The sequence below is a fragment of the Robertkochia marina genome (assembly GCF_004799345.1).
Taxonomy (GTDB): Bacteria; Bacteroidota; Bacteroidia; order Flavobacteriales; family Flavobacteriaceae; genus Robertkochia; species Robertkochia marina.
In genome coordinates this window covers 710,774-735,097 of record NZ_SSMC01000002.1, presented here as the reverse complement: position 1 = coordinate 735,097, position 24,324 = coordinate 710,774, and the positions used below count along the sequence as shown (strand labels likewise).

Below are 24,324 nucleotides of genomic sequence, written 5' to 3'. Positions count from 1 at the left end.
ACCTTTATGCAGAAACATACGTAAGAAAATCGCCGTAGAATGAAGTATACGTACACGTTTTTTCTAAATTTGAGCAAACCCCTTACACGGATGAATGAACTGCCAAAAATTATGAATATCGATTACGATAACAGACAAGTATCTGAAACTGTACAGCGCGACCTTTATGGTAATATGCTCAGATCAAGGTTGATCGAAGAAAAAATGCTTATCCTGCTTCGACAAGGCAAGATCTCTAAATGGTTCAGTGGTATCGGACAGGAAGCTATTTCCGTTGGGATAACCCTGGCTCTTGAGGAGCAGGAATACATTTTGCCAATGCATCGTAACCTCGGCGTATTTACTTCCCGTAACATTCCGCTGTACCGATTGTTTGCCCAATGGCAGGGTAAATTATCAGGATTTACCAAAGGCAGAGACCGAAGTTTTCATTTTGGCAGTAATGACCATCACCTGGTAGGCATGATCTCCCATCTGGGCCCTCAACTGGGGGTAGCCAGTGGATTAGCGCTGGGGTCGCTTCTGAAAGGATCGGAAGAGGTGGTAGCTGTTTTTACCGGGGAGGGGGGTACCAGTGAAGGCGATTTTCACGAAGCCCTGAATCTTGCATCGGTTTGGAACCTGCCCGTGCTGTTCTGTATTGAAAATAACGGGTATGGATTGTCTACGCCAACCAACGAACAATACAACTGTAAAGATCTTGCCGACAGGGGGGTGGGGTATGGTATGGAATCGAGGATCGTAGACGGTAATAATATATTGGAAGTATATACGACCGTAAAATCTCTCGCAGAAGATCTCAGGAAAAACCCCCGGCCGGTCTTACTGGAGTTTAAAACCTTTAGAAGAAGAGGGCACGAAGAAGCCAGCGGGGTGGCCTATGTACCCAAGGAACTTATTAAAGAATGGGAAGAAAAAGACCCCATAGCCAATTATGAAAAGTTTTTGATCGAAGAGGGGGTTTTGAAACCGGAACATGTTGAACAATTAACTTCAGATTTAAAAAAAGAGATCGACGAAGGATTGTCCAGGGCTTTTGCTGAAGAGCAGGTGCAGGCGAACCCGGATTCTGAACTTGCAGATGTTTACGCTCCTTTCGATTATAAGGAAAAGGAGCCCAAAGGGCCTATGGAGGAATTACGTATGGTAGACGCTATTTCACAAGGACTGGAACAGGCCATGGAAGAACATCCGGATATGGTTATTATGGGGCAGGATATAGCCGAATACGGTGGGGTTTTTAAGATCACCCAGGGATTCCTGGAAAAATTCGGAAGAGACAGGGTAAGAAACACCCCGATCTGCGAGTCGGTAGTGGTTTCTGCAGCCATGGGATTATCAATTAAAAAGATCAAATCTGTGGTGGAGATGCAGTTCGCAGACTTTGTCTCTACCGGCTTTAATCCCATTGTAAATTATCTTGCTAAGGTACATTACCGTTGGGGGCAACCGGCAGATGTGGTTTTGCGAATGCCTTGTGGAGCCGGAGTAGGGGCAGGACCGTTTCACTCTCAAACCAATGAAGCATGGTTTTTGAAAACCCCGGGCTTAAAAGTGGTTTACCCGGCCTTTCCATATGATGCCAAAGGTTTGTTGGCCACAGCTGTTGAAGACCCGAACCCGGTGCTGTTCTTTGAGCACAAAGCATTATATAGAACCATCAAGGGTGAAGTGCCTGCAGGTTATTACACGATCCCACTCGGAAAAGCCAGTGTGTTAAAAGAAGGCCGCCAGGCGGTGATTATTACCTATGGGGCAGGGGTGCACTGGGCTTTAGATCTTTTGAACGATGAGCAGTATAATGAGGTTGCCCTTATTGATCTCAGAACATTACAGCCCGTTGACCTGGATACTATAATGACATGGGTAAAACATACCGGAAAGGTTTTAATATTACAGGAAGACACTGCTTTCATGGGCTTTGGAGCCGAATTGGCCGCTACTATCCAAGATCATTGTTTTGAATATCTGGATGCACCTGTAAAAAGAATAGGCAGTCTGGATACACCCGTGCCTTTTGCCAGAAACCTGGAAAATGAATTTCTACCCAACGAACGATTAAAGTCGGTGCTCGATGCATTATTGTCCTATTGATCTTTGAATGGTTTTCAGGTTTGAATTTTTGGTAGAGAGGACTGTAAGTTATATTTTTACAATATTGAAAATCAATTAGTTATGAAAAGAAAATTAAATCACTTCTTCCTGTTGCTTGGTGTTATTCTTTTTACCTCCTGCGGGGGTAGTTCCAGCCTTGGAAAAGAAAACCGAAGTATGAGAAGTACCCTGGACGGTACATGGCAATTGGCCGAGGTAACCTATAATGGTGAAGGCTACTATAAGTCAACCCTGTTTAATGACGCTAATGCCAAATGCTATGAAGGCAGTCAATGGTTCTTCCGGTCCAATAACAGCACCGGCACCTATGAATTATCAGGAGACCAATGCAATCCGGGTGTACGCTATATTCGCTGGTCAATACAAAACGATGCCGAAGGAAATCCTGTTGCCTTCACCTTTAAATTCACCGATGAACAGAAGAAGGATCTGTACGGAGGGGCAGGTTATGTGTTCAATATCCAAAGCATTACCGAAAACACTATGGTTCTTTCCGGTACTGAGAGTGCGGGAGGAGATCCTGTTGAACTGATCTATCAATTTAATAAAATTCAACTATAGAAAACCATGAAAACATCTGTTGTTACAGTTTTTGCATTCAGCCTTATCCTGCTATTGGGAACAGGGTGTGAAGCTATAAAGAATTCAAATAATACACAGCGGGGAACTGCTGTTGGAGCTTCGTCAGGAGCTGTTATAGGAGGAATCATAGGAAATAATGTAGGCGATGGGAACAACTCGGTGGTAGGAGCCATTATCGGGGCTGCTGTTGGGGGAGCAGTCGGAAACCGGATAGGAAACAATATGGACCGGCAGGCTGAAGCTATCTCTGAAGCAGTACCAGGGGCCGAAGTGACCCGTATAGGAGAGGGTATCAATGTGACCTTTGATGAGAACAGCGGGGTTCAATTTGAATTGAATAAGGCTGAACTTACTCCTCAGGGACAGTCTACCCTTGATAAGATGGCAGAAGTATTCGTTGAATATGATGATACTAACATTCTGGTTGAAGGGCATACCGATAGTTCCGGTAAGGAGGATTACAATATGGCATTGTCTAAGAGAAGGGCAGAATCGGTTACCCAATACCTGGTCTCTAAAGGAGTTGCCAAAGAAAGACTTACCACTAAGTGGTATGGAGAAACCCAGCCTAAGTACGATAACAACACCGAGGAAGGAAGGGTTAAGAATCGAAGAGTAGAATTGGGTATTGTTGCTTCTGAGGAAATGATCGAAGAGGCGAAGCAAGGAAATTAAACAGAAATTATATTTTGTAACTTCAGGGTCCGTTTTAAAACGGACCTTTTTTTATTAATCGTAAAACAAAAAATCATGAAGATCAATAAACTTGGATCCTTCCTGTTATTAGCATTGACAATACTTGTAGGGTGTAAGCAGGAGCAAGGGGAAAAAACCGAGACCCCTTCTGAAGAAGTCATCACAGAAGAAGTAGAGGTAATGGGAAAGGAAGTTGCCTACCAAACCGATTCAACAACCATGAGGGGCTATATAGCCTGGAATGCGAATGCGGGGGAAAAGCGTCCCGGTATCCTGGTAATACACGAATGGTGGGGGCATAATGATTACACAAGACAACGAGCTGATATGCTTGCCGAGCTCGGTTATGTTGCTTTTGCGGTAGACATGTATGGAGACGGGCAGCAGGCTGAGCATCCGGATGAAGCCGGGAAGTTTGCCGGAATGGTCATGCAAAACATGGACGAGGCACGAGCCAGGTTCAATGCAGCCTTGGAAGTGCTTAAAAACAATGAAAATGTAGATCCTGAAAAGATCGCAGCAATAGGCTATTGCTTTGGTGGTTCTGTAGCCTTAACCATGGCTAATACCGGGGCCGACCTGGATGCAGTAGCCGCATTTCATAGCGGGATAAATTTACCTGTAGGACCGTCGGCCGATCTTAAGGCGAAGGTTTTGGTTTGCAATGGAGCTAAAGACCCCATGATCGCTGCCGAAGATGTGGCGGCCTTTACCGGGGCGATGGATAGTGTGGGCGCCGATTATAAATACGTGTCTTATGAAAATGCGATGCATTCATTTACCTCTAAGGCAGCAGATTCTTTAGGGCAAAAATTTCAGATGCCCATGGCATATGATGCAGAAGCCGCTGAAAAATCATGGCAAGAGTTACAGGCTTTGCTTAAAGAAGTATTCTGAAAGGGTTTAATTACCGGTATATCATAAATAAAGGGGCCTTGAGGGCCCCTTTTATATGTTATCCAGGCATTCTAATTAATGGTGTGCCTTCATTTTTTCCTTGCGTTTACGCAGTTGAATGGATAAATCCTCCGTGGCTTCTGCGATTGACATTTCATAACTTTTTGTATTCGCCTGAGCAAATAACCTCGGACCCGGAGCACTTAATTGAATATTACAAATTTTACCAGAATCAGGAGTGGAAGTGTTCTCTGTTTTAAAGAATACATCAGCACGGACAATAAAATCATATTTATCAACGAGCTTATTGATCTTATTACTTACCATTTCTTCTAATCTGGGGCTTGCACTTACGGCATCATACTCGAAATTAATTTGCATAATGTATACTTTTTTAGGTTAAACAATTTGCTTTAAAGCTTTTCTTACAATTCTAAGATACGCAGGGTAAAGCAAGACAAATATGACTTAAATCATGTTTAGAAAGATAAAGATTTTATGTGCAGTCGCAAAGACTTTTAACGTGTTGAACTGCAAATAGTTATAATGAATATATAAAGGGGGATTATATGCGTTTCCTGATCAGAATTTTAAACCTGAAAATGGTAATGAAGATCATGAGATTACCTGCGCATACGGCTTTGTAAAAAGCGAAATCCGTAAGTTTTTAAATACCCTAAAATGATGATCGAGAGGAATGCGCAGGTTGTAAAACCAATAAATAGTGGATATACCCGGTTTCCGGAAACAAATCTGCCGATAAAGGTACTTATGGGCACTGCCATTAGCGTGGAAATTAACCCCGTGATGGCCGCAGCTATTCCGGCTATATGGCCTACAGGTTCCATGGCCAGGGCCCTGAGGTTACCAAATAAGAATCCTACAGCAAAAAATTGCAAGGCAAAGAAGGTTAGTAAAACTGCTACCGGGGGATTTTCAGCATTGAAAAACAAAATAAGGTAGGTGGCCGAAAATATAAAATAGCCCAAGAGAGCAAAGGTTACCAATCGTTCCATTCCAAGCTTCACAACGAACTTTCCATTTAGAAAAGTAGCCAGCCCAACAGAAATTGCAAGTCCTGCAAATATATATGGAAACTCCTCTTTTAGGCCGTATTGTTCCTGAAAAATATGTTGGGAGGCACTCAGGTAAACCAGGAAAGATCCGGTGATAAACCCCGATATCATGGTGAATCCCAGTGTTCTCGGGTACTTAAATAATTCTCGGGTACCACGTGTAAACAGCGTATAGGAGAGAGGGGTTCTGTTTTGAATTGACAGAGTTTCCGGCTGTCTTTTCCAAAACCAGAGACAAACCAGTACACTGAATATCAACTGTGCGTAGAAAATAGCCTGCCAGTTATAGATATCAAGAATAAATTTTCCGAAAGCCGGAGCTACAATAGGTACCAGAAGAAAAACCACGGTAATAAAACTCATGATACGAGCCATATAATCGCCGCGATAGAGATCACGAACCATAGCAATACTGATTGTTCGTGGTGCTGAAAGACCAATTCCCTGTAAAATACGACCGGCGATCATGACAGATAATGAGGAAGCATTCACACAGACAATGCTTCCCATCAGAAAAACAACAAAGCCAATAAAAACGATGGGTTTACGCCCGAGACTGTCGGAAACAGGTCCAAATAACAGAGGACCAATACCCAGGCCAAGGAATATCATGGTGATCAACAATTGATTATTGGCAGTTTCGGTAATACCAATATCAAATCCGATCAGGTCTAAGGCAGGTAACAAGGCGTCTATAGCCAGGGCTACAATAGACATCAGGGAAGCCATTAGAGCAATAAATTCCAGTTGGGAAGATGGCCGTTTTTTGATCATTGGGCAAATTTACATAAATAAGGCAGCTTAAAAGGGCATCTTTAAAATTCGTTTTGGATCGAATTAGAGTAGGCCGGTATTTGGTAAGGATATTATGATCAATGAAAAAGATTATTCAACGAAAGAGATATTCCTTAGAGGGGTAAGGTTTGTTTATTGATCTCAATACTCATTACTCCTATTTTACATAATATAAATTATAGTGCAACTATAATAAATCACGTATAGCTCGCTATTTTACCATAATACCAGATATAGCCCTATTCGTGGCTATATCGGCAGGTATTATGTAAAAGGGATTTATGGACCCCTCATCGTTTATATGAAGTACCTGGAAAGGTTTATAGTGCAACTATAATAAATCCCGTATAGCTCGCTATTTTACCATAATACCAGATATAGCCCTATTCGTGGCTATATCGGGAGGTATTATGTAAAAGGGATTTATGGGACCCCTCATCGTTTATATGAATTACATGGAAAGGTTTTCGGCAGGTATTATGTAAAAGGGATTTATGAGAGCTCATGCTATCATAAGAATAATAATGCCACGCATAAAAAAACCGGTAACATTTTAGTACCGGTTCTTATTTTCTCTCTTGAAGAATGCTGTACGCTGAATCTATTCTTCAACAGGTACGGCATCGAACGGATCTACAAAAGCAATAAACAGTGTACATGGTCCATCAACCGATCTGGCTACATGTGGCTTTTTGGCCGGACCGTAGGCGTAATCTCCTTTGTTCAATACCTGTGTTTCTTCGCCTTCATATGTTACTTCAAGGGTACCTTCCAGAACAATAATTCTTTCCGGTGAGGTATGCCAGTGATTGGGTACCGTGTGGTTTGCCGGTATTCTGTAGAGAATATCAAAATTTCCCTTTTCAGGATCGCCCTGTAATAAGGTCCAGTTACAGCCTTCTCCCATCCATTCCGGGCAAGCCAGTACATCCAAATTTTCAGTGGCCTCAGCCGTGTTAATTGCCAGGGAATTGCCTTCAGAACTCATGCCACTTTCTTCCTGGGCATATAAACCACCGCAGCAAAAAATAAAAATAGCGACCAGGGACAAAATTGGTTTTAATTGATTAAAAAAATACATAATGATCGTGATTAGGTTGTTTTATTATTGAATTTATTCTCTTAAAGATACTAAACATTTCATTTTCAGCTATTTGAAGGCTTTATGCAAACTAAAAAAGTAGAAAAATTGTAGTAATTATCTTTCCTTAATGCCTGACAACAGAAATAATATAAGGATCATCCGAGATGTATATTAGTTCTTACAGTATTAAATAACTTTATAAATGACTGTTATTCAGTGATATATACTTGTCATGATCAATTCCCGGATATTTGTATTCCTTATTATTTTGCTTCTACCCTTTAACTATATAAAGGGCCAGGACCACGCCGGCGAATTTGAGTATCTTATAGACAGTCATCCGGGTACCATAGACAACGCCATGAAAGATTCAGGGTACCGGTTTGTAAGGACCGACAGAGAACATGGAAATTCAATACAGTATTGGTGGAACGCAGACGAAAATCAATGCGTTAGCATAGAGGTCGATAATAGTCGGGTAATAGCTGTGCTAAACGTTTCTGAAGGTGAATGCTATCAAACAGATGATACCTCTGATTCATACCAAAGTAACTATATTCCAGGTCCCGGAAACTTTGACGCCATGAGTGTTGCTTATGATCGGGGTTATACGGACGGGCTTAGAAACCGCAGCTTTGAAAACAACTACTTCTCTGCTAAACTACAGAAAAGTGCCTACACCAACGGCTATAGCAAGGGTGTTAAATTAAGGGAACAAGGTGAGCAGAATTCCTTATCTGCCATTGCAAACTATCGGAAGCTTGAGGGAGTGTCAGTTAGACAGGCCTATGCAGTGCTTCAGAACGATGGTTTTCAGGAAGTGCTAAGTCACCAGCTTGGAGGAAACTCCTACCGTACCTGGTTTAACAATACTACGGGACAATGCATAAATACGGTGATACGGTCGGGATATGTAAATGAGATCCTGATCTCTGCACATTGCCTTGAAAATTAAACGAGAGCTTTTAAAAAAATGATCCCCTTCATGATTGAAAGGGATCTTTGGGATGGGGGAAACCGATTGGTTGGCGTCAATGCTTCAGCTATTTCGGTTTAAATTAGTCAATATTTTATTCAGGAGTGCGTTCAAGGTATGAACCTCCTCCTCTGTCAAGCCTTCTAAAGCCAGCTTCCTGTTTTTCAGCACCACCGGAATGATCTTTTCTAAAATAGCCTCACCTTTATCTGTTGGTTGTATTAATGAACGCCTCTTGTCTTCAGGGTAAGGTAACTTCTTAAGCATTCCTTTCTTTACCATACCTTCTATCATTCTTGTCATGGCGGCTACGTCCTTATACAATAAACCCGCGATTTCCTTTTGACTCAACCCGGGTTGTTCTTTCAATATATTAAGCACAAGGGCCTGATCAACAGTAATATGTTTTTCGATTTTGATCAAATTTCTTTGAGAAAACTTCCGGTACTCTTTGATAGTTTTTTCTATGGTATAAAAGACCGTTTTAAGGGGCATTGTCATCTTTGCAGTAGTTTAATACGGTAAATATAATTGATATATCATAATAAATACAGCAGGTAAGGATTTATTCAGCCGATTTAAACCACCATATAGGACTGCTTGTTATCTGCCCTGATGGGTCTTTAGCCTCTACCCTCCAGTAATAAAAAGGTTCAGGGTCAAGGTTCAGGGTAACTTCTGTAGTTTCAATATTTTCTGCTCCCAGCGTTAAATTACCAAACTCTGTACCGAGATAAACATCATAAACCAGATCTGTATCATCAATATCGAATCCTGTCCATCCAAGTCTGGCCTGGTTAATATCGATCTCTTCATCCAGTTCAGGAAATCGTAAGTCAGGCGGAAAAGGCGGGTAATTAAGTATGGCAGGATCTGCGACGATCAAATTTTGTCTTCTGCTAAATTCACTGGTGTTGTTGGAGGCATCTTTTGCTCTTACTCGCCAATAGTAATATTTACCAATCTCCAGGGTTGTTTCATACCTGGGTTCGGTAAGGGTATTAGAAAAAATGATATTGGTAAAGTCGGGTTTTGTAGAGACCTGAAGGTTATAGGTAATGGCCTCCCCTTCCGGGTCTGTCACTGAATTCCATTGAAAAGTTACCAATGTAGACTGCAACAACACATTGTCTTCGGGAGCAACCAATTCAGGGGTCAACGGCCCTTCATTCATGTTCTCTGCTCCGTCATTATCACAGGCCACTTGGCCCAGGCATAAAAAAAGGATAATAACTCGAAACGCTTTCATCAACTGTTTTAAGGTGTAACTATCTACTCAACAGTAAATTACGTAAATATTTATTTTCTGTTGTCCTCCCCCTTTGAACGGCAGGGTTTTCCGCCAAAGAAACACTTTACTTCTGTCATCTCTTTGCTTTAAACGTCCAATTGAATTGGAGATTTTAAGACTTGGGTATGGTTTATAGCTGTAGAACACTAAGTTTTTTTAAAATTTTTTCATTATTTTTTTAAGCTTCTACCCTCTTGATATTCAGTATTTAATTTGTCTTACAACCCCCGTTTTACATAAGAAACCACCTACTTCAATGAGAGACAAAAAATCTATTTGGAAAGATCAGACGTAGATATAACAAATTCAAAATAACATTATGAAGAAAATTTCGATTACAGTTCTGGCCATAGCGCTGATGACTTCGTGCGTTTCTAAAAAGAAATATGTAGCACTTCAGGAAGAGAATGGACAAATTACAAGTGAGCTTACCAAGACCACTGTTGAAAAGGAGGAGTTGGAAGCTAAATTTGCTGAGATCGAGGCTCGTGTTGAAGACTACAATAACAAGATCAATTCGCTGACTGAAGAGAACAATGCAAGATTGGTTAACGTAAATGATGTTGCAGTAATTTCGAATGACGCAAAAGCGGCAATGATGGCAACCTTAGAAAAGGTTGATCCCGCTGAACTGGCCAATGCTAAAACACTTAAAGATTCTATGAATGTTGCCATTGCTTATAACCTGAAGCAACACATGGAATCCAGTGAGATCAATGAAGATCAGGATATCGCTGTTAATATCGACGAAACTGTAGTTATGATCTCTATTGCTGATGAGTTGCTTTTTAACACCGCAAGTTACAGAGTAAGCAATAAAGCTGATGATATTCTAAAAAGACTGGCAGATGTTATCAATTCTGAAGAAAGTCTTGAAGTAATGGTTGAAGGTCATACGGATGACCGTTCGGTAAGAACCGAGCAGTTAAGAAACAACTGGGATCTGAGTGTTTTAAGAGCTTCATCTGTAGTTCAAAAACTTCAAAATGATTTTGGTGTGGCTCCTGAAAAACTTATCGCTGCGGGAAGAGCAAGCTTCCACCCTATTGCCGATAACGAGACAAAAGAAGGGCAGGCACAAAACAGAAGAACAAGAATTGTAATTCTTCCAAACATCGATAAATTCTTTGCCCTGATGGCAGCAGAATAAATCTTTATCCCCCGGATAAATTAATTGTTAACACAGAAAAAAGGGAGCATTAATGCTCCCTTTTTTTATCCCAGGTTTTTTCTGAAACTTTTGCGTACTGCTCGCATAAGCTGATGAATCTCTTCAGGGTCTACTTCTTTTATTTCTGCGATCTCATCTACTGACATTTTACCAAACACGTAGAGATCGAGAACATTGGAGGTTTTTCTGGGTAACCAGGTATATATCTTATTGAGCAATAATCGTTCGCTTTTATCGAGATCCCTTTCACTATTGCTCAATTCAAGGGTTCTGATAATATTCTTTTCTGCATCATCATAAAGGAAAACATCTTTCTGCTGATCCTGCTGATGATAGGAAATATCATCCAGCTCATCACTCATCAGGGTATCTTCATCGGCATCCATGAAAAATTTCTCTTCGAGGCTATTTAATTCCTTTTTCAGAATATCGCTGGTACTCATGGTATTCCGGTGAAAGGATTCTGTTTTATAGAGCTCATCAAGCCGTTGATCTACAAGGGAGAACAGTTTTAGTTTGAGCTTAAGATCATCATTCAGGTCTTGCTCTGAATCATAGAGATTTACGATGGCATCATCGAGTAATCCCTGCGATTTATACATATTGCGTGGAATGAGCCCGGAGGCTTCTGCAATGTATAATCGGTGCTTTAAATAGGGGTAAATATGAGGAACGGCGGCTAGGATTCTTTTACCAAAATCTTCCGGATTCCTGGCGGTTGAATTGTTGGTGTTGGTTGTCATATGCACTTGGTTTTAAAGGCTCTAAGCCAATAAGACGGCTATTGCAAGTTACACATTTACAGTGAATTAGGGGTGATTTATCAAAAAAGAGTAGATGTTTTTTGAGAAGAATTCTGTCTGATAAAACTAAAGAAGCACTTTTAAAAAACAAGGAATGAAAACAGAAGAAATTAATCTTCTTTTACAATGATCATGGTAGCCTTAACCCCGGTTGCCAGATTCCATTCTTTAACCGAGATCACATTGCCCTGATCATCAAAAACGGCTAAAGCAGCAGTGTTCGGGCCGGAACTCCCCTGATTCAGGGCCTGGAAGTCAATTTTATTAAAACCGGGAACGAGATCTACATAGATGCCCCTGTAGGATGCATCAAGTAATACATTGGGTTGTACCACCTTATCATTCATGAAGATTCGCACACGATCACCGTCTACATACTGGTGATCCCGGCACACGATCTTAACGAACTTCCCATTACTGCGAAAATCGCCAAGAAATTGATTCGTGGTGGCACCTGCCTGGGTATTCTCTGCATCCGGTTTCTTCGATTTGCGTTTGTATTGGGTTCCGGGATCAAGAAACTGCTCCCGCATCATAAAGTTTCTTTTTTCGTTCAGGTCAGGCATAGAGTTGGCATTGCTTGGGGGTAGTTTGAACAACTCCATTAACCCTGTATTGTTGTCCTTTTTGGTGTTAATACCTTCTATTTTTATCGGTTCCTTGGGTAGCTCTCCCTGGGCAGATACCTGAATAATCCCTCCTAAGAAGAAGATCAGAAAAAAGGTGATATAAAAGAACTGTTTCTTCATTGTAACTTTTACACGGGTTGATCATCCAACATACCGCTAAAATAATGCCAAAAAAGCGGATTACATCATAATTACTTTAAAAAGCTATGGCAGGCGTTTTATCAGGCGTCATTTTCCTTTTCCAACTGCCTTTGGATCTTTTCAATAGCAGATTCTATGGATTTTTCAGGCTCAATAACATTATAAGGCCCCCAAAAATCAGGATCTGAAAATCCGGACGCCTTGTCAGAAATTATAATACTGGAACGAAGCCGGTTTTTAGACCGAATACGCTCACTATTGTCATAGGGTTCCCAGTCGGTAATGGCCATTTCGCTGTTCAGGTAATATTTGGAATTGAATAATTTTCTTTTTTTGTTCACCACCACTGCCAACTGCACGTTGCTGTAGCCGTAATACCATTTGCCATCTTTAATGCGGTAGTCTACACGGTAGGCTGCATCGGTGGGATATACACTGGTACCCGCAGGTTTTTTTCGAACCAGAAGTTCACTGGCTAATTCGCGGTTTTCAACATTGAGATTAAAAACGGCACTAACCAGGGCATGGGTCTCTGTTTCTATGTACAATTTCCCGTAATAAAGGGGTTCAAGCTCTTCCGGTTTTTGCTTAAAGTTTACAACATATACAGAACGATCGTTTACCTGGGTAGGTCGGTCAAAGGTGAAGTCATAACTCTCCATCATATAATCGGTAAATATATTGCTCGGATATTTCATTATATCAAGGTAGAGAGGCGTAAAGGGACCTCCTTGTAACTTTACTGCTATGGTGTCAAGGCGATTATAATTGGTGCTTTTTCTCGATTTGAATAAGGTAACAATATCACCCCGGGTACTGCTGTTGGGTTGTTTATAGATATTGACCACTGCTTCAGATAAGGAGGCATCCCGCCGTCTTTTTTTAATAGTTTCTCTGTAGAAAGCGGTCATTTTAACAGGGGTGTCAATGTAATTGTCGCCTCGTTTTTTAAGCATGCTTTCCACAAGAGACAAGGCGTTTTTAGGACTGCTTACACTCACCTCTTGTAAAGGAATGGCAGCCGGAGTTAATCTTATGATGTTTCCGTTCCTTGTGAATTTGTTCAGGCTGATCCTCTGGGTTTCGTAGCCCAAAAAGGAGATGGTCACGTACCCTTCGGCCATGGCAAGGGGTACCTTAAGAGAAAAGCTACCCTCTGCATTGGTAATGGTACTTATGTTGGTATTCTCTACCGCTATGGTGGCAAATACCAATTCTTTTTCGGTATCGGCCGCGATCACCGTTCCTTTGAACTCTTTTACCTGAACGGAATCCTGAACAAATTCTGCATGATCAAAAGCATTGGTGGCAAACCCTTTGGTAGCTGCCAGAAGAAAGAAGAGCAGGCAGGTAAGGATGGGTGTATAATATGATCTCATGGAAAGCGTAATTTTTGATATAAAAGATACGATTTTTCCTTGAAAAGAAAGTCTTAAAACATTGTGAAAGCAGCCGGCCTCCTTACTTTAAACTCTTGTGCAAATGCATCTTAGAACTCAAAGTAAGAAGGCCGGCAATGAAAACAACCAATCGGTTTTGATGAAAACCCGAAAAAACTCTCTTCAATCTGAGAAGAACTAATGGGGCGATCTTCTCATCTAAAATTTTCCAAATTTTAAGCTGCAATCAATAGGTTAAGTTCAGATAAGATTTGCAGTTAATTTTTTAGGTTCAGTTCCTGAAAGCTATTTGGGTTAACCTTCAGGAGCAAAGTAAATGTAGACGCTATATTCGGATTAAAAAATTCAATGTTGTGTAACTGTTTTATTACGTTGTGAAAGATTATACTTGGGGAGTTTGGAGTTTTAACTTACAGAAAAACAATCAATTACACGGTTCTAATTCTTCGGACTTAGTAACTGAAAAACAGGTGTCAGTACATAAGCTTTAAAATTTATACTGCCCTAATTCCAGTTCTACCATATCGAGAAAGGATGATGGATCAACGGGTTTGGTCATACATTCGGTAGCTCCCGCTTCAAACAGTTTGGAATGTAAACGATTCTCCGAACTGGTGGTCAGTACTACAATAGGAACTTCTCTATTGTATCGCTTACGGGCAAATTTTAATAGGTCAAACGTATGAAGTCCCGGCATTTCGATACCACAGATGATCATATCGGGAATATATTGTTTAAGGAAGTTCAAAGCAGCCTCTCCATGACTTACCTGTTCTACCCTGTAACCATTCCGTCTCAGGCGGAAAGCCAACAAGGTAGCTTGCATCTTATCTTCCTCTGCTATGAGTATTAGTTTTTTATCAGGCATAAAGTCTCTTCATTTGTTGTTGAATATCTGCTTGTACCAAACGGTATTCTGCCTCAAAGTCTTCCAGGAGTTTTTCAAGGAATACTATCGAATCAAGTTGCTGACATTCGTGTTCAATAACATCGAGAAAGTCAAGCAGCCCTCTCGCTTCGATCATCAGTAAACTGTTTCGCAGCCTGTGACTCACTCTTGCGATCGAAAACCGGTCTTTGGCCTTAAGGTACATTCTGGCCGAAGCAAGGAACTCTTCTACCCTTTCATTGAGAAGCTCGAGTAACTCCTTCAGGTTCTCTCTGTCATTCAGGCAATATTCAAACAATTTTAAAATATTTACCCTTTGTGTTTTATCTGTAGTATTCAAGATCAATTTTTTTAGTGTTTGGGGGATTAGTCATTTTGTTTTAAAAATGAGAAAAAAGCTTTCAGAACTAGGGTACCGAAAGCTTTCTTATGTAGGGTTCAGGTAAGATCTGTAGGCTCATATTTCTTTAGGGCTAAAATATTCCTTTAATCTGCCATCTAAAATATCTACCTAGTAGGATGATTTCAAATTTTTGTTGTGAAGTCGCTGTTTTTGTATGTGAAAATCGCCCCCTGTTTTTGGGCAATTTCTTGTTTAAAAATAAGGCATAAAAAAAGCGTTCTGAAAAGAACGCTTTTAAGGGTTTTACTTAGAGTGGTTTTACCATCCTTTTCTGAGGTTTCTTCCGGGATAATTTAACATCCCTTCACTCTTGGCGATCAGCGAAGACACTGTGGCATCTCCGGTAACATTCACAACTGTTCTGCACATATCTAAAATACGGTCTACCGGCAGAATAATGGCGATCCAGGCCGGATTTAATCCTACCGACTGCAATACAATGATCAACATGACCAGACCTGCACTTGGCACTGCTGCAGAACCTATTGAGGCCAGGGTAGCTGTAAGTACAATGGTTAGCTGTTGTCCCAGGGTAAGATCGATCATGTGCAACTGGGCAAGAAATACAACGGCCACTGCCTGGTACAGACAGGTTCCATCCATATTTACTGTAGCTCCTATCGGAAGTACAAAGCTGGTGATCTTCTTATCTACTCCTAAATTATCTTCTACACATTCCATGGTTACCGGAAGGGTGGCAGCACTACTGGATGTTGAAAAGGCAAGGGTCTGAGCAGGGCTGATCGCCTTGAAAAAGCCTATATATGAGATCCCTTTGATAAAGATCTTAACGATCAAAGGATAAACCACAAAGATCATAAGCATGAGTCCGAGGAATACGGCCAGCGAGTACCAGCTCAAACCTTTAAAGATCTCTGTAACCTTATTGATATCATCTCCTGCCATCTGGCTTACTACTCCGGCTAATAAAGCGAACACAAAGAAGGGGGCGGCTCTCATAACGAGGTCTACCATTTTCAGGAAAACCTCCATAACGCCATCCATAAAATCCATTACCGGTTGTGCTTTATCTCTTGGGATAAATAGTAAACTGATACCAAAGAACAGGGCGAAGAATATAACCTGTAGCATGAGGCCGTTATCGCCCAGTGAAATGAAAATATTCTGAGGAACAATGTCTACCAATGGCTGTAAAGGCCCTGCTTCCTTGGCCTTGCTCGCAGTTTGCATTTTTTCATTGACCACCGCGTCCTGTAGTTCTTTTCCCGAAATGTCTGAGATCTCTTTGGCGCGCTGCATATAGGCAGGATCCTGGAGATAATTGATACCGTCTTTGATCTCCAGACCTTCAGATGCAGCCCAGATCTCATAACTTATTCGGTTATCGATCCGGCTTTGTTCATCAACAAGCTTTCCTGGTACCATAAGGTTCACCAAGGTTAACCCTACAGTAACTGCCAGTATGGTGGTGATCAGATACGCTAAAAGGGTCTTCCCTCCCATTCTGCCTAAACTGGAAGGGTCTCCGATATTCGCTACCCCATTGATAATAGAAAACAATACCAGGGGAACAGCGATCAATTTCAACAGGTTTATAAAGATGGTTCCAAAAGGGGCGATCCAGTTAAGGGTAAATTCACTCCATCCGAATTTACTGGAGAGAATAGCCCAGACCACACCCAACACCAATCCTATAATGATTTGCCAATGCAAAGCGAGTTTTTTCATGTATCAAGTATTAGGGTTAAATTTTATTACTTCGTTTTGTAAGCATATTGTCGGCAAGTACCAGGGCTGCCATAGCCTCTACTATAGGAACTGCCCGGGGTACGACGCAGGGGTCGTGTCGTCCTTTACCCTGCATTTCCACCTGTTCACCGTCTTTATTGATGGTCGATTGTTTTTGCATAATGGTAGCTACCGGTTTGAAGGCCACACGGAAATAAATATCCTCTCCGTTACTGATACCACCCTGGATACCGCCTGAAAAATTAGATCTTGTGGTGCCATCGGCATTAAAAAGATCGTTATGCTCACTGCCTTTCATTTCTGCTCCCGCGAAACCACTCCCGTATTCAAAGCCTTTAACTGCATTGATAGAAAGCATGGCCTTACCCAGTTCAGCGTGCAGCTTGTCGAATACCGGTTCTCCCAATCCTGAAGGCACTCCTTTGATCACACACGATACAACACCGCCAACCGTATCCCCTTCTTTACGAATCTTTTTAATGTAGTCTTCCATGGTCTCGGCCATGGCGGCATCAGGGCATCTTACCGGGTTATTTTCCGTATTTTGAAGATCCAGTTCGTTATAGGGTTTATTCAAATGAAGGGTTCCTACAGACGATACATAGGCCTTGATCTCGATACCCGCAAGGAATTGTTTGGCAATGGCTCCGGCCACTACCCTACTGGCAGTTTCTCTGGCTGAGCTTCTGCCCCCACCCCTGTAATCGCGAAATCCGTACTTCTCATCATACACCTTATCAGCATGAGAAGGCCGGTATTGATCTTTTATGTGAGAATAATCCTTTGAGCGCTGATTGGTGTTTTCAATAATAAATCCAATAGGCGTACCCGTGGTTTTCCCTTCAAATATTCCGGAAACCAAACGAACCTGATCAGGCTCTTTTCGCTGGGTTACAATAGAAGATTGACCTGGCTTTCGGCGGTTCAACTCTTGTTGAACAGCTTCCAGATCTATTTCAATACCCGCCGGGCAACCGTCAATGACACCTCCCAGAGCCTCGCCATGCGATTCCCCGAAGGTGCTTACTTTAAAGAGATTGCCAAAGGAATTTCCTGCCATTCATATCGATTTTGAACAAAAATAGACGTTAAAGCCAATAATCAAAAATTAAAAACAACTAAGGTAAATTAAAGTTATTTACAAGTGTTGCCTTACTAAACACCCCTATTCTCACAAAAGGTTAGTAATCAATAAATACGGGGGGGTGGCATATTTTAATCTTACCCATAAAATGATTTTCCTGACCTTATCATTTCTTACGCAGGGTAATTAATGCATCTAAACAAAACATCCGGTACAGTACCGATATTTGGTGTTTTGCCTTGCTATTTTCAGTAAATTAAGGGAGAAAATGGTTGTATTATGAAAAGACTTTTTTATACCCTGGTTTTAATTTCCGGTCTGGTTTCCTGTTCCAGCAGTGATGATGACAGTACAGGTGTAGGTGAATATTACCCCTTAGCAGAAGGAAGCTTCTGGACCTATGATGTTACTGCAGCCGAAAATGGCAGAGATAGTATTTATACCAAGGAGACCCTTGTTATTGACGGTAGTGAATACCAGGCTTTTGAGGCCAGGACTCCTGTTTACGGACTTTATACAGGATTGCTAAGCCAATCGTTTGTAAGAAGCGAAAACGGTAAGCTTTGGGTTCGCGGTCAGTTCGATCTGTTGCTGGATCTGCCGGTTCCGGTGGTGCTTGACCTTGAGGATCTTATAATCCTTGATACCGGAAGAGATGGCGGCTCTCTTTTGGGGGAACAAAGCAGCCAGGTAGTCATACCCTTTGAGGGTAATACGATAACCCTTGACCTGACGGTTGTATCAGAAATGCTTGACGGAAACAACAGTATTACGGTAAATGGAACAACCTATAATGATGTAGCAGGCTCTGTGATCAGTGTGAATGGCACCGGCGTCATTTCGGGCACTCTTGACGGTGTACCTGTAACCGTTCCCGTACTTGCACAACAAGAGATCCTGAGGATGGAATTGTACTTCGCCAGGGATATTGGACTGGTCTATGCAGCAGCAACCCTCAATGCCGTATTTTCCAATCTTGATGCTGCAGGTATAACATTTCCTGATATCAACAACGAACTGATCATTCAGGAACTGGATACTTATTCAGTATCAACTCCTTAATGCATTGCGCAATACGGTTATGGGATGCAGAGCGGTTCTTCCTGTACCATCAGATATCTGATGTCGGCAGCTATTGCCGTTTGCAGCAATAATTACATCCTTCTCTGATTTTCTTACTGCCGGGAACAAACGCTGCTCTCCAATGGCCATGCTGATATCATAGTGTTCTTTTTCATACCCGAAAGAACCGGCCATTCCACAACATCCTGAATTGATCATAGTGACAGTATAATTTTGCGGTAGGCTCAACATGGTAAAGGTTGATTTGATATCAGAAAGTGCTTTTTGATGACAGTGAGCATGATATCGAATCGTTCGCTTTTCAGGAGAGAACAACGAGGTGTCAATACCTCCCGCTTCGAAAAGAGCAGCTGTGAATTCTTCAAAGGTTTGAGCCCGTTTGGCCAGGCTTTTAGCTAAACTTTTGTCTGAAGCCAGCTTTAAAAAATCATCGCGGAACCCTAATATAGCCGATGGCTCTATACCAATGACAGGGCTGTCAGGCATATCCATTTCTTGCACTTTCTTTAACAATGTATCTATACATGTTCTTGCCTCCGCAAGAAATCCTTTAGAAATATAGGTTCTTCCGCTCTCTCCCTTCAGAAAAACAGGTTCATAACCCAAAGCCAGAAGCAGGCAGACAGCATCTTCGGCTATGGAAGCATCGAGGTACTCACTGAATTCATCAACATATAATATTACTTTGCGGTAGTTCTTATTCGGATCTAAAGATCTTTCAAGAAGCTTTTCAAGATTGGTGCTGCCGATCTTAGGTAATTTTCTTTGGGGTGCTATTCCTACTGTTCTACTAATAATTTTTTGAATCAGCCTATTATTAACCCCGGCTGGCAATAATGCAGCCAGCTTATTAAGTTTGCCGTTATAGGCAAAGAGTTTGTCCCGAAGCGAAGACCCATTTGCTTGTTGATATTGATAAAGAAATTCTGCTTTGTAGCTTGCCATGTCAATGTTTGACGGACATTCACTGCCGCAGGCCTTACAACTCAGGCAAAGGTCCAACACCTGCTTTAACTCTTTGCTGTTGAATTTATTACCATTTTTGGGCATGGTGAGCACTTCACGCAGGGCATTCGCTCTTGCCCGGGTGGTATCTTTTTCATGTTTTGTGGCGTGGTAACTTGGACACATGGTGCCATTGCTGCGTTCCGTTTTTCTACAGTCTCCACTCCCGTTGCATTTTTCCACAGCCCGTAAAATACCCTGATCATCTGAAAAATCCATAAAGGTTTTAATTTCAGGTTCCTCTCTGTTCACCTCATACCTCAGGCTTTCATCCATGGCCACCGGTGCTACAATTTTTCCGGGGTTAAAAATGTTATTTGGATCAAACGCATATTTCAGTTTTTCCAGTAACCTGTAATTCTGTTCACCGATCAACATGGAAATAAATTCAGAACGCACCCTGCCTTCTCCATGTTCCCCTGACATGGCTCCTCCGTATTTTTTCACCAGCCTGGCTACGGCAGTGGTGATCTCCCGAAATTCTTTGACCCCGGACTGCTCTTTTAAATTTAAGATCGGCCTGAGGTGAAGCTCACCTGCGCCCGCATGAGCGTAGTAAACGGCTTTTTGGCCATGGGCTTCCATTAATTGTTCAAACTCCTTTATGTAAGGACTAAGATCTTCGATACTTACAGCAGTGTCTTCAATACAGGCTACCGCCTTGGCATCTCCTATCATATTCCCCAGCAATCCTAAACCGGCTTTTCGCAATTCAAAAGCCTTCTCGATGTCTTCCCCTTCCAATACAGGATTTGCATAGGAAGAAGTCACGGTCTCCAGCGTTTGCAAAAGAGCCTTTAATTGATCGTTAAGCCCCTTTTTATCAGTATCACAAATTTCAAGAAGTAAAATGGCTGCAGGATCTTCTTTAATGAAGAAACGATTGGCTAGCTGCGACTTGTTGTTCTTTGTACAGTCCAGGATCACCTTATCCATCATTTCGCAGGCATACAGGTTGTGTTTCATCAGCGGAACAACGGCATTGCAAGTCTCTTCAATGGAATTGAAATGCGCTGCGATCATATATTTTTCTGTTGGCGGTAAGAGATCTAATTGCAGGGTAATGGCCGTCATGATGCCAAGAGTGCCTTCACTTCCTGCAATTACCTTGGCCAGGTTCAGGGGGGAGCCATCAGGTTTAAAAGGATGCATCTCTGAAAGTACATCAACGGCATAACCCGTATTACGTCTGTGAATATCGGGTTTGGGGTAGGCCTTTTTTATGTTTTTCCTGGTTTCTTTTGAACTGAAGGTGTCTATTACAAAACGATAGATCTCCCCTTCCCTGTCGTCAAGCTTTAATTTCGTGTCGAGTTCTTCCGCCGAGAGTTCCCTGAATACCACCTCTTTTCCGTCACTGAGCACCATGTCGACCTCCAGCACCTTATCACGGGTAACCCCATATTTGATAGAGGTTGAACCTGAAGAATTGTTGGCGGTCATCCCTCCGAGCATACAGCGGTTAGAAGTCGAGGTATTAGGTCCGAAAAACAACCCCTGGGCAGCAATATCACTATTTAATTCATCTCTGATAACACCTGGTTCTACTTTAACTGTCATTTCATCAGGTCTGAAATCCAGTATTTTGGTGAAATGCCTGGACATATCTACAATGATCCCGTCACTAACACATTGTCCGGCCAGAGAGGTGCCGGCAGATCTGGGTGTCAGCGCCATATTATGATGGTTCGCATAAGCGATGAGCTTCTGAAGGTCTGCTGTGTCTTTAGGGTAGACTACAGCATGGGGTAATGCCCTGTATACCGAAGCATCTGTGGCATATATCATACGATGCAGTTCATCCGTATAAAATTCTCCTTTGACAGAATCTTTAAGCCTGTTTAATGATAAGTTTTCGCTCATGGTATTGGGTGACTACATAATTTTAGAGTAAATTCGTCGTTAAATTAACAAATCATAAAATCAATTTTAATGAAAAGAGTAGTTTTCTTCTTGTTGTTTTTTGCAGGAGTATTGTCATTCGTTCAGGCTCAGCGTATTGCCCCGAACGCTTTAGGTTTACGATTGGGTGACAGTGATGGTTTCGGTGCTGAGATCTCGTATCAGCGCTCATTAGGGGCAAATAATCGACTGGAGGCAGACCTCGGTTGGAGAGACAACAATAATTTTGATGCCTTTAAATTAACCGGACTTTATCAGTGGGTAATGCCGCTTGACGGAAACTTTCATTGGTACGTAGGTGCCGGTGGTGGTGTTGGAGCTTATGATTATGATGATGATTTCTCCTTCAATAATGACCTTGACGACGACGGTACTTTCCTGTTTGTTGCAGGAGACATAGGTATTGAGTACGACTTTAATATCCCGCTGTTACTTTCGCTGGATTTCCGACCTGAATTAGGCTTCGGAGATTTTTATGATGGCGACCTCGATTTTGATATCGCTTTGGGTATACGCTACCAGTTTAATTAACAGAATGATTACCATATAAAAGCCCTGTTCTTAAAAGACAGGGCTTTTTTTGTTAATTCACTTTGATAGCCCTGTTGAACTCTTAAATTTGCACAAACCTTAAAATAATCCAGATCTCATGAAAAAACTCTTTTTCATATGCAGTTTCGCGATGCTTCTAGCAAGCTGTAGTGAAACCCCAAAAAATTCATACACCTTAAACATTCAGGCTGAAGGCATTGCCGACAGTACCAAGGTTTTCATTCAGAAAATCAATCCTGAAACTCAGGGTGAGTTCGTTGACACCCTTCAGATCATGAACGGAAAGGCAGAAGGAACCGGTATAGCCGAGCAGCCTATGCTTCACGTTCTATACGTAGAAAACATCAGAGGTGGTTTTCCTTTTGTTCTGGAAGAAGGAAACATAGAAGTTATCGCCTATAAAGATTCTTTAGGTCAATCTGTGGTGGAGGGAACCCCAACCAATGAAGAGATAAAGACATTCAAGAAGTCTTCAATGGTACTGAGCAAGAAATATATGGATATTCGTGATCAGCTGCAGGAAGCCTCAAAAACGGGAGATACAGTTACCATGAATGTCATGAGAGAAACCTACGCTGAACTACAGGAAGATGCCATGAATTTAGAATACGAATTCGTGAAAGATCATCCGGCTTCCTATTTTTCTCCTATCCTGATGAACAACATGCTAAGGTCTAAATCGCAACCGGCAGACAGCCTTAGCAGCTTGTACAATAGCCTTGATGAAGACGTTAAAGCTTCAGAATACGGAAAATTTATCGGCAAAAGCCTTGAAGCCCTGAATAAGGTTAAGGTAGGTGCCACTGCCCCGTCTTTCAGTGCTGCTACCCCTGAGGGTGCTGAAATGAGCTTAAAAGAAGCCCTAGGAAAGGTAACCATTATTGACTTTTGGGCTGCCTGGTGTAAACCCTGTCGAATAGAAAACCCGAACATGGTAAAGCTGTATGAGCAATATCACGATAAAGGTCTTAACGTGATCGGGGTATCTTTAGACCAGAAAAAAGAAGCTTGGGTAAAGGCCATTGAAGAAGATCAATTGCCATGGTACCAGGTATCTACCCTACAGGGGGGTAATGACCCTATCGCCAGAGAATACCAGGTAAACAGTATTCCTGCAACCTTTGTTCTTGATGAGAATGGAGTGATCATTGCAAAAGGACTACGTGGGGAAGCACTTTACGAAAAGATCGCTGAACTGCTGCCTTAATAACCCCAGAATACCTTAGAAAATTATAAAAAAAGGCATCCGGAATGGATGCCTTTTTTTATTGTAAGCTATAGGTGAGATGTATCTTGTTGGAAATGATAATTTCTCCCGGTGCAATTTGAGAACGGTTGCCGCCACTATAATCGGCCACGGCCTCCCGGAATACCGGCATTGCGCCACCTGTATCAACCTCCTCCATATTGATAAGTTTTCCCGGGCTCATACCGAGGGACGCCCCGTAGAGAGCTACTTTTCCCAGAGCATCTTTTACTGCCTTTTCTCTGGCTCTGTTCTTTAGTTCTTCATAGCGGGTAGAACTGAAAACCACCTGTTCGATCTGGTTGACTCCGGCAGAGAGGAGTAAAATATTGATTTCATCATAAGATTTCAGGTCTCGTATTAACAGAGAAAAAGATTGGGTGGCCATGTATTTTTCGGAATCTTCCGTACGATTATTGTATTGTTTACGAAGGTTTAATCGTTGGGTTTGCAAATCCTTGCCATCCACCCCATTTTCTTTTAAAAGTTCTATGAGTTTCCCGGTCAGTTCATCATTACGCTGTTTTACCTCGAGGGGGTCTTCCCCTTCATTCTGAACAGCAAAATATAAATGCACCTGATCAGGAACGGTGCGAATAATTCCTTCTCCGGTCACAGAGATTTTTGAGCCTTCAGATTCCTGGGCTGTTACGAATGGGGTCACACAAAGTAATAGCAGTAAAAAGGACACATAGTTTTTCATGGTAATTACGTTTTGAACTGGTAATTACAAGGAGTGTGCCAATATTGGAGACCACAATTTATCTTATTAAAAATACTTGGGAAGAATACAG

General features: G+C 41.8%; 23 protein-coding genes. 9 read left to right on the top strand and 14 right to left on the bottom strand.

All coding sequences use genetic code 11. The features are described 5' to 3' along the window. Positions 1 to 90 precede the first annotated feature (90 nt). The 4 genes from E7Z59_RS09625 to E7Z59_RS09610 all read left to right on the top strand — a co-directional run bounded on the left by E7Z59_RS09625 (position 91) and on the right by E7Z59_RS09610 (position 4,290). Positions 91 to 2,094, top strand: a complete 2,004-nt coding sequence (locus tag E7Z59_RS09625; protein WP_136336104.1) for an alpha-ketoacid dehydrogenase subunit alpha/beta — start codon at positions 91 to 93, stop codon at positions 2,092 to 2,094. A gap of 81 nt (positions 2,095 to 2,175) precedes the next feature. Beyond that, entirely contained in the window at positions 2,176 to 2,676 is a 501-nt protein-coding gene (locus E7Z59_RS09620) for a lipocalin-like domain-containing protein (RefSeq protein WP_136336103.1), read from the top strand. A 6-nt stretch (positions 2,677 to 2,682) separates the two neighbouring features. Beyond that, entirely contained in the window at positions 2,683 to 3,372 is a 690-nt protein-coding gene (locus E7Z59_RS09615) for an OmpA family protein (protein ID WP_136336102.1), read from the top strand. Positions 3,373 to 3,447: 75 nt separating this feature from the next. Continuing rightward, positions 3,448 to 4,290: a dienelactone hydrolase family protein gene (locus E7Z59_RS09610; RefSeq protein ID WP_136336101.1), complete on the top strand. Its 843-nt coding sequence runs from the start codon at positions 3,448 to 3,450 to the stop codon at positions 4,288 to 4,290. A gap of 75 nt (positions 4,291 to 4,365) precedes the next feature. On the opposite strand, the gene hpf is transcribed toward E7Z59_RS09610, so the two are convergent. From hpf to E7Z59_RS09595, 3 genes are all read right to left on the bottom strand, one after another. Further along, positions 4,366 to 4,671, bottom strand: a complete 306-nt coding sequence (gene hpf / locus E7Z59_RS09605; RefSeq protein WP_136336100.1) for a ribosome hibernation-promoting factor, HPF/YfiA family — start codon at positions 4,669 to 4,671, stop codon at positions 4,366 to 4,368. Positions 4,672 to 4,913: 242 nt separating this feature from the next. Further along, positions 4,914 to 6,140 (bottom strand): multidrug effflux MFS transporter, encoded by a 1,227-nt coding sequence (locus E7Z59_RS09600; RefSeq protein ID WP_136336099.1) that lies wholly within the window; start codon positions 6,138 to 6,140, stop codon positions 4,914 to 4,916. A gap of 622 nt (positions 6,141 to 6,762) precedes the next feature. After that, entirely contained in the window at positions 6,763 to 7,242 is a 480-nt protein-coding gene (locus E7Z59_RS09595; protein WP_136336098.1) for a cupin domain-containing protein, read from the bottom strand. Positions 7,243 to 7,477: 235 nt separating this feature from the next. Between E7Z59_RS09595 and E7Z59_RS09590 the strand changes: the two genes are divergently transcribed. Continuing rightward, complete coding sequence (locus tag E7Z59_RS09590; protein WP_136336097.1) at positions 7,478 to 8,200, top strand: hypothetical protein; 723 nt, start codon at positions 7,478 to 7,480, stop codon at positions 8,198 to 8,200. 84 nt (positions 8,201 to 8,284) lie between these two features. Here the strand turns inward: E7Z59_RS09590 and E7Z59_RS09585 are convergent, their stop codons facing one another. Further along, positions 8,285 to 8,722, bottom strand: coding sequence for a MarR family winged helix-turn-helix transcriptional regulator (locus E7Z59_RS09585; RefSeq protein ID WP_136336096.1), 438 nt, complete (start codon positions 8,720 to 8,722; stop codon positions 8,285 to 8,287). Between the two features lie 64 nt (positions 8,723 to 8,786). After that, positions 8,787 to 9,470: a fibronectin type III domain-containing protein gene (locus E7Z59_RS09580; RefSeq protein WP_136336095.1), complete on the bottom strand. Its 684-nt coding sequence runs from the start codon at positions 9,468 to 9,470 to the stop codon at positions 8,787 to 8,789. A gap of 361 nt (positions 9,471 to 9,831) precedes the next feature. Here E7Z59_RS09580 and E7Z59_RS09575 point away from each other — a divergent pair, with 361 nt between their 5' ends. After that, complete coding sequence (locus tag E7Z59_RS09575; protein WP_136336094.1) at positions 9,832 to 10,662, top strand: OmpA/MotB family protein; 831 nt, start codon at positions 9,832 to 9,834, stop codon at positions 10,660 to 10,662. A 65-nt stretch (positions 10,663 to 10,727) separates the two neighbouring features. On the opposite strand, the gene E7Z59_RS09570 is transcribed toward E7Z59_RS09575, so the two are convergent. The 7 genes from E7Z59_RS09570 to aroC all read right to left on the bottom strand — a co-directional run bounded on the left by E7Z59_RS09570 (position 10,728) and on the right by aroC (position 17,718). Then, the gene (locus tag E7Z59_RS09570; protein ID WP_136336093.1) at positions 10,728 to 11,426 is read right to left on the bottom strand and encodes a hypothetical protein; all 699 of its coding nucleotides are present in this window, start codon (positions 11,424 to 11,426) and stop codon (positions 10,728 to 10,730) included. Between the two features lie 170 nt (positions 11,427 to 11,596). After that, a complete protein-coding gene (locus tag E7Z59_RS09565; protein WP_136336092.1) occupies positions 11,597 to 12,235 on the bottom strand; it encodes a hypothetical protein in 639 nt (212 codons plus the stop codon). Positions 12,236 to 12,336: 101 nt separating this feature from the next. Beyond that, positions 12,337 to 13,635: a carboxypeptidase-like regulatory domain-containing protein gene (locus E7Z59_RS09560; RefSeq protein ID WP_136336091.1), complete on the bottom strand. Its 1,299-nt coding sequence runs from the start codon at positions 13,633 to 13,635 to the stop codon at positions 12,337 to 12,339. Positions 13,636 to 14,143: 508 nt separating this feature from the next. Next, entirely contained in the window at positions 14,144 to 14,524 is a 381-nt protein-coding gene (locus tag E7Z59_RS09555; RefSeq protein ID WP_136336090.1) for a response regulator, read from the bottom strand. Next, positions 14,517 to 14,885, bottom strand: a complete 369-nt coding sequence (locus E7Z59_RS09550; RefSeq protein WP_136336089.1) for a hypothetical protein — start codon at positions 14,883 to 14,885, stop codon at positions 14,517 to 14,519. Before E7Z59_RS09550 ends, E7Z59_RS09555 begins: the two co-directional genes overlap by 8 nt. A 321-nt stretch (positions 14,886 to 15,206) precedes the next feature. Further along, entirely contained in the window at positions 15,207 to 16,637 is a 1,431-nt protein-coding gene (locus E7Z59_RS09545; RefSeq protein WP_136336088.1) for a dicarboxylate/amino acid:cation symporter, read from the bottom strand. Positions 16,638 to 16,653: 16 nt separating this feature from the next. Next, positions 16,654 to 17,718, bottom strand: a complete 1,065-nt coding sequence (aroC, locus tag E7Z59_RS09540; RefSeq protein ID WP_136336087.1) for a chorismate synthase — start codon at positions 17,716 to 17,718, stop codon at positions 16,654 to 16,656. A 303-nt stretch (positions 17,719 to 18,021) separates the two neighbouring features. Here aroC and E7Z59_RS09535 point away from each other — a divergent pair, with 303 nt between their 5' ends. Beyond that, the gene (locus E7Z59_RS09535) at positions 18,022 to 18,804 is read left to right on the top strand and encodes a hypothetical protein (RefSeq protein WP_136336086.1); all 783 of its coding nucleotides are present in this window, start codon (positions 18,022 to 18,024) and stop codon (positions 18,802 to 18,804) included. Here E7Z59_RS09535 and E7Z59_RS09530 read toward each other — a convergent pair. Next, positions 18,793 to 21,693 (bottom strand): FAD-binding and (Fe-S)-binding domain-containing protein, encoded by a 2,901-nt coding sequence (locus E7Z59_RS09530; RefSeq protein ID WP_136336085.1) that lies wholly within the window; start codon positions 21,691 to 21,693, stop codon positions 18,793 to 18,795. The genes E7Z59_RS09535 and E7Z59_RS09530 overlap by 12 nt on opposite strands. A gap of 69 nt (positions 21,694 to 21,762) precedes the next feature. On the opposite strand from E7Z59_RS09530, the gene E7Z59_RS09525 reads away from it, so the two are divergent. Further along, complete coding sequence (locus tag E7Z59_RS09525; RefSeq protein WP_136336084.1) at positions 21,763 to 22,263, top strand: hypothetical protein; 501 nt, start codon at positions 21,763 to 21,765, stop codon at positions 22,261 to 22,263. 118 nt (positions 22,264 to 22,381) lie between these two features. Then, positions 22,382 to 23,491, top strand: a complete 1,110-nt coding sequence (locus tag E7Z59_RS09520; protein ID WP_136336083.1) for a TlpA disulfide reductase family protein — start codon at positions 22,382 to 22,384, stop codon at positions 23,489 to 23,491. A gap of 58 nt (positions 23,492 to 23,549) precedes the next feature. Here the strand turns inward: E7Z59_RS09520 and E7Z59_RS09515 are convergent, their stop codons facing one another. Continuing rightward, a complete protein-coding gene (locus E7Z59_RS09515; protein ID WP_136336082.1) occupies positions 23,550 to 24,233 on the bottom strand; it encodes an SIMPL domain-containing protein in 684 nt (227 codons plus the stop codon). Between the last annotated feature and the right edge of the window lie 91 nt (positions 24,234 to 24,324).